General features: G+C 60.1%; 16 protein-coding genes. 13 read left to right on the top strand and 3 right to left on the bottom strand.

What is annotated here, in order from left to right; genetic code table 11:
* Window positions 1-225: 225 nt before the first annotated feature.
* The gene (locus AD666_RS07890) at window positions 226-1,638 is read left to right on the top strand and encodes a hypothetical protein (RefSeq protein ID WP_156315924.1); all 1,413 of its coding nucleotides are present in this window, start codon (window positions 226-228) and stop codon (window positions 1,636-1,638) included.
* A 97-nt stretch (window positions 1,639-1,735) separates the two neighbouring features.
* On the opposite strand, the gene uraH is transcribed toward AD666_RS07890, so the two are convergent.
* Complete coding sequence (gene uraH / locus AD666_RS07885) at window positions 1,736-2,089, bottom strand: hydroxyisourate hydrolase (protein WP_053149842.1); 354 nt, start codon at window positions 2,087-2,089, stop codon at window positions 1,736-1,738.
* Window positions 2,090-2,473: 384 nt separating this feature from the next.
* On the opposite strand from uraH, the gene puuE reads away from it, so the two are divergent.
* The 7 genes from puuE (at window position 2,474) to AD666_RS07850 (ending at window position 8,145) form a co-directional block, all read left to right on the top strand.
* Window positions 2,474-3,415 carry an allantoinase PuuE gene (gene puuE, locus AD666_RS07880; RefSeq protein ID WP_053149839.1) on the top strand — a complete coding sequence of 314 codons (942 nt, stop codon included), beginning with the start codon at window positions 2,474-2,476 and terminating at the stop codon, window positions 3,413-3,415.
* On the top strand, window positions 3,412-3,927 hold the full coding sequence (uraD, locus tag AD666_RS07875; protein WP_053149836.1) for a 2-oxo-4-hydroxy-4-carboxy-5-ureidoimidazoline decarboxylase: 516 nt from the start codon (window positions 3,412-3,414) through the stop codon (window positions 3,925-3,927). The genes puuE and uraD overlap by 4 nt, the downstream gene beginning before the upstream one ends.
* Window positions 3,928-3,996: 69 nt before the next feature.
* Complete coding sequence (gene alc, locus AD666_RS07870) at window positions 3,997-4,992, top strand: allantoicase (RefSeq protein ID WP_053149833.1); 996 nt, start codon at window positions 3,997-3,999, stop codon at window positions 4,990-4,992.
* A 121-nt stretch (window positions 4,993-5,113) separates the two neighbouring features.
* Entirely contained in the window at window positions 5,114-5,617 is a 504-nt protein-coding gene (locus AD666_RS07865; protein WP_053149832.1) for an ureidoglycolate lyase, read from the top strand.
* Window positions 5,618-5,668: 51 nt separating this feature from the next.
* Complete coding sequence (locus AD666_RS07860; protein WP_053149829.1) at window positions 5,669-6,970, top strand: urate hydroxylase PuuD; 1,302 nt, start codon at window positions 5,669-5,671, stop codon at window positions 6,968-6,970.
* A gap of 175 nt (window positions 6,971-7,145) precedes the next feature.
* Complete coding sequence (locus AD666_RS07855) at window positions 7,146-7,325, top strand: hypothetical protein (protein WP_053149825.1); 180 nt, start codon at window positions 7,146-7,148, stop codon at window positions 7,323-7,325.
* A gap of 34 nt (window positions 7,326-7,359) precedes the next feature.
* Entirely contained in the window at window positions 7,360-8,145 is a 786-nt protein-coding gene (locus tag AD666_RS07850) for an outer membrane protein OmpK (protein WP_053149823.1), read from the top strand.
* Between the two features lie 56 nt (window positions 8,146-8,201).
* Here AD666_RS07850 and AD666_RS07845 read toward each other — a convergent pair whose 3' ends face one another.
* Both AD666_RS07845 and AD666_RS07840 read right to left on the bottom strand, forming a co-directional pair.
* On the bottom strand, window positions 8,202-9,362 hold the full coding sequence (locus tag AD666_RS07845) for a patatin-like phospholipase family protein (RefSeq protein WP_053149820.1): 1,161 nt from the start codon (window positions 9,360-9,362) through the stop codon (window positions 8,202-8,204).
* Window positions 9,363-9,397: 35 nt separating this feature from the next.
* Window positions 9,398-10,330 carry a lipid A biosynthesis lauroyl acyltransferase gene (locus AD666_RS07840; RefSeq protein WP_053149818.1) on the bottom strand — a complete coding sequence of 311 codons (933 nt, stop codon included), beginning with the start codon at window positions 10,328-10,330 and terminating at the stop codon, window positions 9,398-9,400.
* Between the two features lie 118 nt (window positions 10,331-10,448).
* On the opposite strand from AD666_RS07840, the gene minC reads away from it, so the two are divergent.
* From minC to AD666_RS07815, 5 genes are all read left to right on the top strand, one after another.
* A complete protein-coding gene (gene minC / locus AD666_RS07835) occupies window positions 10,449-11,186 on the top strand; it encodes a septum site-determining protein MinC (RefSeq protein ID WP_053149815.1) in 738 nt (245 codons plus the stop codon).
* Window positions 11,187-11,387: 201 nt separating this feature from the next.
* Window positions 11,388-12,200, top strand: coding sequence for a septum site-determining protein MinD (minD, locus tag AD666_RS07830; protein ID WP_024779631.1), 813 nt, complete (start codon window positions 11,388-11,390; stop codon window positions 12,198-12,200).
* Window positions 12,200-12,454, top strand: a complete 255-nt coding sequence (minE, locus tag AD666_RS07825; protein ID WP_007960071.1) for a cell division topological specificity factor MinE — start codon at window positions 12,200-12,202, stop codon at window positions 12,452-12,454. Before minD ends, minE begins: the two co-directional genes overlap by 1 nt.
* Window positions 12,455-12,560: 106 nt before the next feature.
* Window positions 12,561-13,196, top strand: a complete 636-nt coding sequence (locus tag AD666_RS07820; protein ID WP_025214990.1) for an RluA family pseudouridine synthase — start codon at window positions 12,561-12,563, stop codon at window positions 13,194-13,196.
* A 47-nt stretch (window positions 13,197-13,243) separates the two neighbouring features.
* A complete protein-coding gene (locus AD666_RS07815; protein WP_053149812.1) occupies window positions 13,244-14,347 on the top strand; it encodes a hypothetical protein in 1,104 nt (367 codons plus the stop codon).
* Window positions 14,348-14,392: the final 45 nt, after the last annotated feature.

Genomic DNA, 14,392 nt, shown 5'->3' with positions numbered 1-14,392 from the left:
CCTCATGGCTACGTGGACCAATCACCTTTCCAAAATATTCAAGAGCAGACATTTTCAATGAGTCCAAGACGAAATACCCGTCCCAACGTCCCGACCTCGTCCCCTGAAAGCCCCCACCCCAGCCGCGATACAACCCAGGAAACCATGGTCAGGATTCCCGTGAGGGGAGAAGGAATAGAGCCGCCCCCCCTCTCCCCGACCGGGCGACCGCCGGAGTCCCCCGAATTGCCGCCCCCAACCATTCACATAGCCGAAATGGCATCAGCCCTCGGCGATACCACGCTCTCGATGCCGCTGGACCGCTATTACCTCTCATCCGAACTGGTCCCCATGTTATCGGAGCCAGACCCAACCTCCGGCATCCGGACATTCAGAACCCGTACTTATGTCGAGCTTGCAGAGGGCGGAACGGTGCTGCTGGGACGCGACGCCGAACAGAACTTCAGAGCCCGATTAAGCACCGAACTCGTCGCCTCCGGACCGCGCCTGGCGCAAGTGGAAGGCAGCCTTCTATGGCACCTGATTCCGCAACGCGACGTGACGCACGGCAGTGATCTCAACCCCGTCACGCTCCACAGGCTGTCGGATGATGAGTCTCCGGAAGCTGTCGCGCCCAAGCGTGCACGTGCGACAACCTCACAAAGCGAAGCAGCGACACAAAGTACCTCGGCGTTCACGAAGAATTGGGGAATCGACCCACGGTTCACGGTGTGGGAGTACATCACCCTAGGCAATGTCCACTACAAAGTGCTGACCCGCGTCGACGCACGCCAGTACCCTGGCGCCTACATTCAGTCGCCCATGCATCCCGCCTATGATTTTGACTTGCTGGAAGCCATCCTCAGGCATACGCCCGACGAGCAACCCAGAAGCGTGACCCGCGTTCCGCCGGACAATCACTGGGAAATCGACACCAGGTTACCTTTCGACAAGCCGCTGACAACTTACGTCAGGGAGGATTTTCCAGAGGTCACTACAGTCACCTTGGAAAATATTGCAAGAAGGCAATTCGAACTCGCCAATGACTCGCATTATGCCGACGCGGCAGGTTTGAACGCGCTCCGACAGATGATCGACAGTCGGAACAACGCGACACCGTCACCGCATCCGCAATGGACCGATCCGTTACTGATGCTTCCGATTCTTCCCACCTCTCCGTCGTCCAGAGGTACCGCCCGTGCGATAGCCCTGCCCGCGCCTTCCGCCACCGGAACGCTGGATCGGTTGGACTTCGATCCCCTGCGGTTCAAGCGACACTGGCTCTATTTTCTCACGACCTATTCGCCGGTGGACTTCAAGCGCTTTATGGCCGGACTCCTGGCCCGCAATGGTTATACGGTCATGGACCCCAGTTCTTTCAGTAGCTTTCCGGCGTTGGTATTCCAACGAACGGGGCATGACTATGTATTTTTCATGAGCTTGCACCGCACCAGAATCCCGAAGATCTCCCTGCCTTCCTATACGGACCCCAATATGGCCGGCGTCCTCTTGGAAAACCAGTTGGGTGAAGCCGCTGCGAAAGTCGTCAGGGACGCCCACGCCGCCAACAAGATCGTCTGGCTCAAGGGTGGGTCGGAAATGCATCCAGGCATTGCGGAAACGGTGTTCATCATCCGGGATGACAACGCCAGGCTGTAGATACACCGCTCAAAAAAAAGCCCGCAGTGTGAGCGGGCAAAAAACCAAAGAAGCTCTATGCGCAGTCGCTTCCAGGGCAAGGCAGCTGCTTGGGGGATCAGCTGCCTCGATAGGTTGAATAGGCGTAGGGTGAAATCAGCAAGGGTACGTGGTAATGGTCCTGCTCGGCCGAGATGCCGAAGCGCAGCACCACCACATCCAGGAACGCCGGCTCGGACAGCTGGACGCCACGGGCGCGGTAGTAATCCCCAGCATGAAACTGGATCTGATAGACACCGGATCGGTAATCATCGCCTTGCAACAGCGGCGCATCGCAACGGCCATCATCATTGGTCAGCGCGCTGGCGACCCGTTGCAATTGCGAACCTTCCACGCGATATAGCTCGACCTTGATCGAACTGCCCGGGCAACCGTGTGCGGCATCCAAAACGTGAGTGGTCAAACGTCCCATTGATTGCGCGCGCCTCCTGATCGATTAAAAAGACAAGCCGCACCGTTTCGGAGCAAGAGACAGGACGGCGATGGTTGAATTAAGACACTTAAAGAGAAAATTGTACACAATAAAATACCGATATTTGCGTTGCTTCGCTTTCCTCCGCCCTCTCGTCCCAATTCGCGGTCAAACCAATGGATACAATGACTTTCCTCCGGCTAACTGACCAAACGGGCAGATTTCTTGCAGTGCAGATGGACCCGGAGCCTGAGTGAAAAAGGCAAAAAATCAGGCTTACAAAGCGCGCATAAAGTTGTATACAATCATCCCATCGTCGTGACGCCAGCCCAAGTCTCATCATCAGGCGTCACCTACATGGTTCGAACAAGAAGGAAGACTGCAGTGAGCGCTGACTACCCACGCGACCTGATCGGTTACGGCAAAAACCCTCCCCATCCCCACTGGCCGGGCAACGCCCGAATTGCCCTCTCCTTCGTGCTCAACTACGAGGAAGGTGGCGAGCGCAATCTCCTGCACGGTGACAAGGAGTCCGAAGCCTTTCTCTCGGAGATGGTCGCGGCGCAACCGCTGCAGGGCGAACGCAACATGAGCATGGAATCGCTGTATGAGTATGGCAGCCGTGCCGGGGTCTGGCGGATCCTCAAGCTGTTCAAGGAATTCGATATCCCGTTGACTATCTTCGCCGTGGCCATGGCCGCCCAGCGCCATCCGGACGTGATCCGCGCCATGGTCGCCGCCGGTCATGAAATCTGCAGCCATGGTTACCGCTGGATCGATTATCAGTACATGGATGAGGCTCAGGAACGCGAGCACATGCTCGAAGCGATCCGCATCCTCACCGAAATCACCGGCGAACGCCCGCTGGGCTGGTACACCGGTCGCACCGGCCCCAACACCCGCCGGCTGGTCATGGAGGAAGGCGGTTTTCTCTACGACAGCGACACCTACGACGACGACCTGCCCTACTGGGAACCCAACACACCCACCGGCAAGCCGCACCTGGTGATCCCCTATACGCTGGACACCAACGACATGCGCTTCACCCAGGTGCAGGGCTTCAACAAAGGGGACGACTTCTTTCAATACCTCAAGGACGCCTTCGACGTCCTGTATGCCGAAGGCGCCGAAGCACCGAAGATGCTTTCCATCGGACTGCATTGCCGCCTGATTGGCCGCCCGGCCCGCCTCGCCTCCCTCAAGCGTTTCCTTGAGTATGTAAAGGGTCATGAGCAGGTGTGGTTTACCCGTCGCGTGGACATTGCCCGCCACTGGCAGCAGGTCCATCCGCACCCTGGCGCTTCTGAGACGGAGGGGACGAAATGACCGCGTTCCAGACCCTCAAGCCGTCCACCTTGAGCCGTGAAGCCTTCATCCTGGCCTTCGCCGACATCTACGAGCACTCGCCATGGGTGGCCGAAAAAGCCTTCGACCTGGGTCAGGACCCATCGATCGACGAGATCGAAACCCTGCACCAGCGCATGAGCGATATCCTGCTGAGCGCCGATCATGCCAGCCAACTGGCCCTGATCAACGCTCACCCGGACCTGGCCGGCAAAGCCGCTGTCCAGGGCCAACTGACCGAAGCCAGCACGAACGAACAGGCCGGCGCCGGTATACACCAGTGCACGACCGAAGAGTTCCAGCGCTTCACCGAGCTGAACGAGGCCTACAAAGCCAAGTTCAGGTTTCCCTTCATCATGGCGGTAAAAGGCAGCAACCGGCATCAGATCCTCGCGGCGTTCGAAACGCGCATCCACAACCCGGTGGACACCGAGTTCCAATGCGCGCTGGCGGAGATCAACAAGATCGCGTTGTTCCGATTACTGACCCTTTAGCGAGCCGCCCTGGTGACCCAGGGTCGAGCAAGCATCCCCAGCCAACTTATCAAAAGGCAGACAAGAAGAATGAAAGCTTACGCCGTACCTTTCGAGAAATTCGTCAACCTGGCCGACGCGCGCCTGGGCACCCGGATCATTTCGGTCACCGATGACTGGTTCGCCGACGCCAACCGCCTGTTCCAGCCGACCCCGGCCGTGTGGAAAGAGGGCGTGTTCGACGACAACGGCAAGTGGATGGATGGCTGGGAGTCGCGCCGCAAGCGCTTCGAAGGCTACGACAGCGCTGTGATCCGCCTGGGCGTGCCGGGCTCGATCAAGGGTGTGGACATCGACACCTCGTTCTTCACCGGCAACTACCCACCGTCTGCCTCCCTGGAAGCCTGCTTCCTGGCGGAAGGCGAGCCGGACGAAAACACCCAGTGGACCGAAGTTCTGGCGGCCGTGGAATTGAAGGGCGACAGCCATCACTACCATGAGATCGCCAACGACCAGGCCTTCAGCCACCTGCGATTCAACATCTACCCCGATGGTGGCGTGGCCCGCCTGCGTGTGTATGGCATTCCCTACCGCGACTGGTCGGCCGTGGGCGATAACGAGCAGGTCGACCTGGCTGCCGCTCTCAATGGCGGGCGTGCCCTGGCGTGCTCCGACGAGCATTTCGGCCGCATGAGCAACATCCTCAACCCGGGCCGTGGCGTGAACATGGGCGACGGCTGGGAAACCGCCCGCCGCCGCACCCCCGGCAACGACTGGGTCATCGTCGCCCTGGGCCATGCCGGCGTCGTTGAAAAAGTCATCGTCGACACCCTGCACTTCAAGGGTAACTATCCGGACAGCTGCTCGATCCAGGGCGCGTTCGTGAAAGGTGGTACCGACAGCCAGATCGAAACCCAATCGCTGTTCTGGCGTGAGCTGCTGCCCAGCCAGAAGCTGGAAATGCACGCCGAACACACCTTCGCCGAGCAGATCAAGGCCCTGGGCCCGATCACCCACATCCGTTTGAATGTGTTCCCGGATGGTGGTGTGAGTCGCCTGCGGGTTTTGGGCAAGGTCGCGAAGTAGGCAGTGAAGCCATTCGCGAGCAAGCCCGCTCCCACAGGAGTACACATTCCAAATGTGGGAGCGGGCTTGCTCGCGAAGGCGTCAGAACCAACAACACAGAATTTGGATTAAGAAGACCAGCATGCGCACACTCAAGATCGAACCCTTGACCAAAGAAGCCTTCGCCCCGTTCGGTGACGTGATCGAAACCGACGGCAGCGATCACTTCATGATCAACAACGGTTCGACCATGCGCTTCCATCGTCTGGCGACGGTTGAAACCGCCACGCCGGACGACACGGCGATCATCAGCATCTTCCGCGCCGATGCGCTGGAAATGCCGCTGACCGTACGCATGCTGGAGCGCCATCCGCTGGGCAGCCAGGCTTTCATTCCGCTGCTCGGCAACCCCTTTCTGATCGTGGTCGCGCCACTTGGCGATGCACCTGTATCAGGCTTGGTCCGCGCCTTCGTCACCAACGGCAGGCAGGGCATCAATTACCATCGCGGCGTCTGGCACCACCCGGTGCTGACGATCGAAAAGCGGGATGACTTCCTGGTGGTTGATCGCAGTGGCACAGGCAATAACTGCGATGAGCATTTCTTCATAGAGGATGAGTGTTTGATCCTCGACCCCCACCAATAAGAGAAGGTCCGATCACGCGAGAACAAGCGTGACGGGCGAGAGGTAACGACTGTGGAAGCACATTTGCTGGAATGGCTGAACCTGAGCGTGCGCTGGGTTCACATGATCACTGGCGTGGCCTGGATCGGCGCGTCGTTCTACTTCGTCTGGCTGGAAAACAACCTCAATCGCGTCAACCCCAGGAGCGGCCTGGCCGGCGACTTGTGGGCTATCCACGGTGGCGGTATCTACCACCTGGAAAAATACAAACTTGCTCCGCCGTCCATGCCGGAGAACCTGCACTGGTTCAAATGGGAAGCCTACTTCACGTGGATGTCGGGCATCGTGCTGCTGTGCCTGGTGTTCTATTGGAACCCGACCGTCTACCTGCTGGCCCCCGGCAGCGGCCTGAGCGGCGCCGAGGGTGTCGCCCTGGGACTCGGTTCGTTGCTTGTCGGCTGGTTCGTCTATTCCTTCCTCTGCGACTCGGTGCTGGGCAAATACCCTGCCCTGCTCGGCCTGATCCTGTTCGTGCTGCTGATCGCGGCGGCCTACGGCTTCAGCAAGGTGTTCAGTGGACGCGGCGCCTACCTGCATGTCGGGGCGGTCATCGGGACGATCATGGTCGGCAACGTGTTTCGCATCATCATGCCGGCGCAGCGCGCCCTGGTGGCCGCCATCGCCGAGAACCGCACCCCCGACCCGGCATTGCCGGCCAAAGGTCTGCTGCGCTCGCGCCACAACAACTACTTCACCCTGCCCGTGCTGTTCATCATGATCAGCAACCACTTCCCGAGCACCTACGGCAGTCAATACAACTGGTTGATCCTGGCCGGGATTGCGGTGGCGGCGGTGCTGGTGCGTCACTACTTCAATACGCGTCACGACAGCAACCGGTTTGCCTGGACGTTGCCGGTTGGCGCTCTGGCGATGATATGCCTGGCTTATGTCACGGGCCCCAAGGCACCGCCCACTGCACCGGAGGTGGCCAAGGCCCCGGGCGTCATCGAGTACCAACCGTTGCCGGAAACCGCCGTGGGTGGAGGTGCCAAGCCTGAACCCGCACCGGCCGCACCTGCCGCTGCCCCAACCCAGGCCACCAACACCCAGGGCCCGTCGTTCGACAAAGTCCATACCGTGATCCAGGAACGTTGCTCGGTCTGTCACTCGGCCAAGCCCACCAGCCCGTTGTTCAGCACAGCGCCCGGCGGGGTGATGTTCGATACGCCGCAGCAGATCCAGCAACAGGCCGCACGCATCCAGGCCCAGGCCGTGACCACCCAGATCATGCCCCTGGGCAATATCACCCAGATGACCCAACAGGAACGCGACCTGATCGGTGCCTGGATCAGCCAGGGCGCACGGACCAACTAAGCACTGACAATCACCCGTTATACCGCTGACAGGCCACCGGCACACCGCCGGTCGCCCGTCAGCGACTGCCTGCGCCTCGACAATAACAACAAGAGGAATGCACCGATGACCCAGCCCCGCCCTCACGCTTCAGATTCGCCGCAGACATGCCACGCGGAGGCACTTGAGCCCTTCCGTGCAAGCCCGTATCCTGCGCGGCCGCTCGACTCCGGCCAATTCCAATAACGTCCAACGCCTGATCTTGCCGACAGCCATGACTGACTTCGGCTCAATCCTGCCAGCCGCTGCCACGAGCAGAAAGCTGACCGAACGGATGTTTTATCCGTGGCAAAAAGGCGCCACACCAGAGCGCTGAATTAAAAAAACCACCGACCTTGGGAGCAAACCGAATGAAACGTACGTGCACCAGCCTGATACTTGCAGGTTCCTTGCTGGCCGGCGGCCAGGCCATGGCCGACGATCTGTTGCAGTGGCAGAACAACAGCCTGACCTACCTGTACGGCAAGGATTTCCAGATCAACCCACGCATCCAGCAGACCGTGACCTTCGAACACGCCGACGCCTGGAAGTACGGCGACAACTTCTTCTTCCTCGACCGGATCTTTTACAACGGCAAAAAGGACAGCAACTCCGGGCCGAACACCTATTACGGCGAATTCAGCCCGCGCCTGTCGTTCGGCAAGATCTTCGATCAAAAGCTGGAGGTGGGTCCGATCAAGGATGTGCTGCTGGCCATGACCTATGAGTTTGGCGAAGGCGACAACGAGTCTTACCTGATCGGCCCCGGCTTCGACCTGTCGATCCCCGGCTTCGACTACTTCCAGTTGAACTTCTACAACCGCCAGACCGAAGGCTCCCGCCCCGGCGACGACGTCTGGCAGATCACACCCGTCTGGGCCTATACCCTGCCGGTGGGTTCCTCCGACATCCTGATCGATGGTTTCATCGACTGGGTCGTCGACAACGACACCAATGCCAGAGGTACCTACCACGCCAACCTGCACATCGTTCCGCAGATCAAATATGACCTGGGCAAGGCGCTGAAACTGGGGGCCAAGCAACTCTATGTGGGCGTTGAATACGACTACTGGAAAAACAAATACGCGATTGAAGACAGCGACGGCTTCAAGACCAATCAGAGCACTACCAGCTTTTTGCTGAAGTACCATTTCTGATCCCTACCCAGTCCGGTAAATCCCTTTGTGGATTTATGTTGGCTTGCGTTGCTGCATCACGCCTGAGCCAACCCCAAAAATCGAGCCAGTTCCTCCCGCTGGGCCAGCGCATCCTGCCGGCCCAACTCGATCAACTCGCTGCAATACCCCGCCTCGAACAACAGATAACTCAGCACCCCCGCGCCGCTGGTCTTGGTCGCGCCCGGCCCCCGCAGGAAGACCCGCAATGCGCGGGGCAGCTCCTGGCGATGGCGGGCGGCGATTTCGTCGATCGGCTGGCTGGGCGAGATCACCAGCACGTCTACCGGTGCGGCACCCAGAGCATGGGGCGACACGTTATCAGGCAGCAGATGACTGAACCCGTTCAGACGCTGGAGCAACTCGATATCGCTTTCCAGACTATCAATGAACGTACTGTTGAGCATATGCCCGCCGATCTGCGCCAGCGTCGGTTGCTGGCCGGTGTAGCTGCGCTCCGCCGGCGCTTGCGCGCCTGGACCACGAGGATTGCCGCTGACACCGATGACCAGCACCCGATTCGCCCCCAGATGCAACGCCGGACTGATGGGCGCCGATTGGCGTACCGCGCCGTCGCCGAAATACTCCTGGTCAATCTTGACCGGCGCAAACAGCAAGGGGATCGCCGAACTGGCCAGCAGGTGCTCGACCGACAACAAGGCCGGTACGCCCACCCGTCGGTGTCGCAGCCAGGCCTCGATGGTGCCACGCCCCTGATAGAAGGTCATGGCATGACCGGACTCGTAACCGAACGCCGTCACCGCCACGGCGCGCAATTGCTGCTCGGCGATGGCTTGCTCGATACCCGACGCGTGGAATTGGGCCTGGAGCAATTCACGCAGCGGTGAGCTGTCGATCAGCGCCACCGGCAGCTTGGCGCCCAGGCCCAGCAAGCTGTGGGTGATGAAGCGCGTTGCCTGGACGAGCACGCCACGCCAGTCACTGCGCATAACCTGATGGCTGCGCACCGCCTGCCAGAACGCAGTCAGGCGTTCGATCGCCATCTTGAAATCCATCGCCCCGCTCGCCAGGCTGACGGCGTTGATCGCCCCGGCCGAGGTGCCGACAATCACCGGGAACGGATTTTGCGCGCCGTCCGGCAACAATTCGGCAATCGCCGCCAAGACACCTACCTGATACGCCGCCCGAGCCCCGCCGCCGGAAAGAATCAATCCTGTCACCGGTTCAGCTGGGGTCATCGCAACGCTCCGTGCTCATGGATATGGACTACAGTTCAACCGCGCTTGTCGTACAGCTTTGGTTCACCCGGCGGACGACTCTTGAAACGCCGGTGGGCCCAGAGGTATTGCGCGGGACAGCCACGCACCGACTGCTCCACCCATTGGTTGATGCGGATGCAATCGACTTCCTCGGTCTCCCCGGGAAAATCATCCAACGGTGCCTGGATCACCAGACGATAGCCGCTGCCATCGGCCAGGCGCTCCTGGATGAACGGCACCACTTGCGCCTTGCCCAGCCGGGCGAATTTGCTGGTAGCCGTGACCGTCGCCGCCTGGATGCCGAACAGCGGGACGAAGACGCTCTGCTTGGCGCCGTAATCCTGGTCAGGCGCGTACCAGATCGCCCGACCGGCGCGCAGCAACTTGAGCATGCCGCGGACATCGTCACGCTCGACTGCCAGCGAGTCGAGGTTGTGTCGCTCACGGCCCCGTCGCTGAATGTAATCGAACAATGGGTTCTTGTGCTCGCGGTACATGCCGTCGATGGTGTGCTGCTGGCCAAGCAATGCGGCGCCGATTTCCAGTGTTGTGAAGTGCAAGGCCATCAGGATCACGCCCTGACCGTCGCGCTGGGCCTGCTTGAGATACTCCAGGCCTTCGATGTGAGCCAGCTTCGCCAGACGCGAACGCGACCACCACCAGCTCATGGCCATCTCGAAAAAAGCGATACCGGTAGAGGCAAAGTTCTCCTGGAGCAGACGCTTGCGTTCAGCCTCGGACTTCTCCGGGAAGCACAACTCCAGGTTGCGCCGGGCAATGCGCCGCCGGTCGCCTGCCACCCGGTACATCAATCCACCCAGTAGCCGACCGACCCGCAGCAGCCACGGATAAGGCAACTGCACGATCAGCCACAACAGCCCCAGACCGCACCAGAGCAGCCAGAAACGCGGATGAAAAAAAGCGGTTTGAAAACGCGGGCGATCCATTACAGCTTCCATAAAGACATGGGCCGCGCATTCTACATCGTTCGACCCGGCTTGCGGCTGGCGGACGATCTCGTTATAAGTCTCGGCACTTTTAGTGACAAGCCGTTGTACGCCGACCATGAGCCAAACCGAACCGCTAGACCAAGATCCCGTGTTCCAGCTGAAGGGCAGCATGCTCGCCATTACGGTGCTGGAGCTGGCCCGCAACGACCTGGAGGGCCTCGACCGACAGCTCACGGCAAAAGTCGCGCAAGCCCCGAACTTTTTCAGCAATGCCCCCCTGGTACTGGCCCTGGACAAGCTGCCGCCCAACGAAGGCGCGGTGGACCTGCCCGGTCTGATGCGCGTCTGCCGCCAGCATGGCCTGCGCACCCTGGCGATTCGTGCCAGTCGCATCGAGGACATCGCCGCCGCCATCGCCATCGACATCCCCGTACTGCCGCCGTCGGGCGCCCGGGAGCGGCTGTTGGAACCGGCGCCTGCCGAAGCGGTGAAAAAACCGGAGAAACCGCCGGAGCCTACCGTCAAGCCGACCCGCGTCATCACCTCGCCGGTGCGCGGCGGACAGCAGATCTATGCCCAGGGTGGCGATCTGGTCGTGGTGTCCTCGGTGAGCCCGGGGGCGGAACTTCTGGCCGATGGCAACATCCATGTATACGGCCCGATGCGCGGTCGAGCGCTGGCCGGCGTCAAGGGCGACACGAAAGCCAGGATTTTCTGCCAGCAGTTGAGCGCTGAACTGCTCTCCATCGCCGGGCAGTACAAGGTTTCCGAAGATTTACGCCGCGACCCACTGTGGGGGGCCGGTGTCCAGGTCAGCCTGTCGGGCGACGTGTTGAACATCATTCGGCTTTAACGGATACTGCCGCATTTTCCAAGCATCTCTAAAACGTAGCGAAAACGGCTGAAACGACGTAGGAAACAGGACCAGGCAGTGTTTACCGGAGGTAAACCCCGCTCAGCGCCCTGTTCCAGCCAAGCCTGTCCAATTGCCGCCGTTCTCTAGAGATGTTTTTCAGGGACCGACAACGTCCTTTTTCCTTAGGGGTGAAACACCTTGGCCAAGATTCTCGTGGTTACATCCGGCAAGGGTGGTGTGGGTAAGACCACCACCAGCGCCGCTATCGGTACCGGCCTCGCTCTGCGCGGCCACAAAACTGTCATCGTCGACTTCGACGTCGGCCTGCGTAACCTGGACCTGATCATGGGTTGCGAGCGCCGCGTGGTCTATGACTTCGTCAACGTGGTCAACGGTGAAGCGAACCTGCAACAGGCCCTGATCAAGGACAAGCGCCTTGAAAACCTCTACGTGCTGGCCGCCAGCCAGACCCGTGACAAGGACGCGCTGACCCAGGAAGGCGTGGAAAAAGTCCTGATGGAGCTCAAGGAGCAGTTCGAGTTCGTGGTCTGCGACTCCCCGGCCGGTATCGAGAAAGGTGCCCACCTGGCCATGTACTTCGCTGACGAAGCGATCGTCGTGACCAACCCGGAAGTGTCCTCGGTACGTGACTCCGACCGCATGCTGGGCCTGCTGGCGAGCAAATCCCGCCGCGCCGAGAAAGGCGAAGAGCCGATCAAGGAACACCTGCTGATCACCCGCTACCACCCGGAGCGTGTCGAGAAGGGCGAAATGCTCGGCGTCGAAGACGTCAAGGAAATCCTCGCCGTCCGGCTGCTGGGCGTGATCCCGGAATCCCAGGCGGTGCTCAAGGCCTCCAACCAGGGCGTCCCGGTGATTCTCGACGACCAGAGCGACGCCGGCCAAGCCTACAGCGATACCGTGGATCGTCTGCTGGGCAAAGACCTGGAACACCGGTTCCTCAACGTCGAGAAGAAGGGATTCTTCGAGCGCCTGTTTGGAGGTAGGTAATGAACCTTTTTGACTTCTTTCGTGCCAACAAAAAGCCCAGTACCGCCTCGGTCGCGAAAGAGCGTCTACAGATCATCGTGGCGCACGAACGCGGCCAACGCAGCACCCCGGACTACCTGCCTTCCTTGCAGAAGGAACTGGTCGAAGTGATCCGCAAGTACGTCAACATCGGCAACGATGACGTGCATGTCGCGCTGGAAAGCCAGGGCAGCTGCTCGATTCTGGAACTCAACATCACCCTGCCGGATCGCTGATCGATCCTGCGGGAGCCACGGCGGCTCGGGTCCTGCCCTCCATCCCTGTACAAGGTAGAGAGCAGAATCCGAGCCGCCGTTGGCGTTTGTACCGAGACTGTTTTTAATGCCCCTGTCCAACATCCGCATCATTCATCAGGACGCCGCCGTCCTGGTGGTCGACAAGCCGACCCTGTTGCTGTCCGTACCCGGTCGGGCCGATGACAACAAGGACTGCCTGATTACCCGCTTGCAGGAAAACGGCTACCCGGAGGCGCGAATCGTCCATCGCCTGGACTGGGAAACGTCCGGCATCATTCTGCTGGCCCGCGACCCGGACACCCATCGCGAACTGTCCCGGCAATTTCATGACCGCGAAACCGAAAAAGCCTACACCGCGTTGTGCTGGGGCCAGCCGGCACTGGACAGCGGCAGCATTGACCTGCCCTTGCGCTACGACCCACCGACCAAACCCCGCCACGTGGTGGACCATGAGCACGGCAAGCATGCCCTGACGTTCTGGCGGGTGCTGGAGCGTTGCGGCGACTGGTGCCGGGTCGAACTGACCCCGATCACCGGCCGCTCCCACCAGTTGCGTGTGCATATGTTGTCCATCGGCCATCCGCTGCTGGGTGACGGACTGTACGCCCACCCGCAAGCCCTGGCCGCCTGGCCCCGCCTGTGCCTGCATGCCAGCATGCTCAGCTTCACCCACCCGCAAAGTGGCGAGCGCCTGCGCTTCGAGTGCCCGGCGCCCTTCTAAGTATCCAACGCGCCAGCCAAAACGTCTTTACCCGAGAAAAGTTCTGCATGCAGGTCATTGATTTCCAAGGAACACCGGTAGAAAAAGTCCCTCACCAATTGCTGTACCTGGTCTACGGCGACAAACAGGCGTACCGGCACGAAGCCAAGTTCAGCATCCTGACAGCCCTGAAACACGCCCGACCCTCGACGTTGCCGACCATCAGAATTCTGACGGATCGGCCCGAGGACTATCTCGGGTGGCCAGTCGAAACCATTGCGCTAAGCCCTCAATTGCTGCAGCAATGGCAAGGCGATCATGGTTACGTGCATCGACGCAAGGCCTGCGCCATTGCGGCAGGGCTGACACTCGCCGAAAAAACCTTGTTCGTCGACACCGATACGTTATTCCTCGACGATCCCGACCTTCTGTTCAAGCAAATCCAGCCAGGGCACTACCTGATGGACAGCTTCGAGTATGACTGGGACTACGTTTGCGAACGCAAGGACTACCTCAAGCTCGGCAAGTGCCTGCAGGCCCACGGCGTGAGCCGGGACAACGGCTTCAAGCTCTACAACAGCGGACTGTGCGGCGTGACCGATAGCGACGCTTCGTTGCTTGCCGAGGCCGTCGAACGGATCGATGAGTGGACCGCAGATGGCTTCGATATCCATACCATCGAACAGATCGCGATTTCTTTCACATTACGAGACAAGCCCATTGGCGAAACCAACAGCCAAGTGCTGCATTACTTCGCCGAAAAACGCTTCTTCCATGCCATGCAAGCGCATTTCTTCGCACAGTATGGGGAAGCTTTCAGTTCTCGCCTGGTAGAACGTTGTGCTGAAGTACCCCGCAGCAAACCGTTCCCGTCTGCCTGGCGGCGCCTGAAGATCAAATGGAAACTGCGCAAACAACGCGCAAGCCTGCGCCGGATAGGCCGAGATCTGTTGTATGGCAGCGCGGCGCCTGAAAACCCCTACTATGACGTTTGCAGGCACCATTGGTGGGACTCGGCCTCACGGGAGATCCTGCGCCTGGACCCCAAGCATCAGGAACAGCTGTTCGGTCAGTTCGAACACTGGCCCAAGCATCTGCCCAAGCCGTCGAAGCCCCAAGACAAGCCCCTGATTCTGGCTTACCTGCGCGAGCAAGTTGCCACGTCGCGCTGATCCATATCCGCCCCCCGGGCTTGAACTGCACCGGGGAATGGGTCT

This window comes from Pseudomonas sp. Pf153 (genome assembly GCF_001269775.1).
Taxonomy (GTDB): Bacteria; Pseudomonadota; Gammaproteobacteria; order Pseudomonadales; family Pseudomonadaceae; genus Aquipseudomonas; species Aquipseudomonas uvaldensis.
This window is presented reverse-complemented; position numbering and strand designations above follow the sequence as displayed.

Coding starts and splice junctions, on each gene's coding strand:
- uraD (WP_053149836.1), top strand. CDS start 3,412: ATGACCGCGTTCCAGACCCTCAAGCCGTCCACCTTGAGCCGTGAAGCC.
- AD666_RS07820 (WP_025214990.1), top strand. CDS start 12,561: ATGCCCCTGTCCAACATCCGCATCATTCATCAGGACGCCGCCGTCCTG.
- AD666_RS07815 (WP_053149812.1), top strand. CDS start 13,244: ATGCAGGTCATTGATTTCCAAGGAACACCGGTAGAAAAAGTCCCTCAC.
- AD666_RS07850 (WP_053149823.1), top strand. CDS start 7,360: ATGAAACGTACGTGCACCAGCCTGATACTTGCAGGTTCCTTGCTGGCC.
- AD666_RS07845 (WP_053149820.1), bottom strand. CDS start 9,362: ATGACCCCAGCTGAACCGGTGACAGGATTGATTCTTTCCGGCGGCGGG.
- alc (WP_053149833.1), top strand. CDS start 3,997: ATGAAAGCTTACGCCGTACCTTTCGAGAAATTCGTCAACCTGGCCGAC.
- AD666_RS07840 (WP_053149818.1), bottom strand. CDS start 10,330: ATGGATCGCCCGCGTTTTCAAACCGCTTTTTTTCATCCGCGTTTCTGG.
- uraH (WP_053149842.1), bottom strand. CDS start 2,089: ATGGGACGTTTGACCACTCACGTTTTGGATGCCGCACACGGTTGCCCG.
- AD666_RS07865 (WP_053149832.1), top strand. CDS start 5,114: ATGCGCACACTCAAGATCGAACCCTTGACCAAAGAAGCCTTCGCCCCG.
- minE (WP_007960071.1), top strand. CDS start 12,200: ATGAACCTTTTTGACTTCTTTCGTGCCAACAAAAAGCCCAGTACCGCC.
- minC (WP_053149815.1), top strand. CDS start 10,449: ATGAGCCAAACCGAACCGCTAGACCAAGATCCCGTGTTCCAGCTGAAG.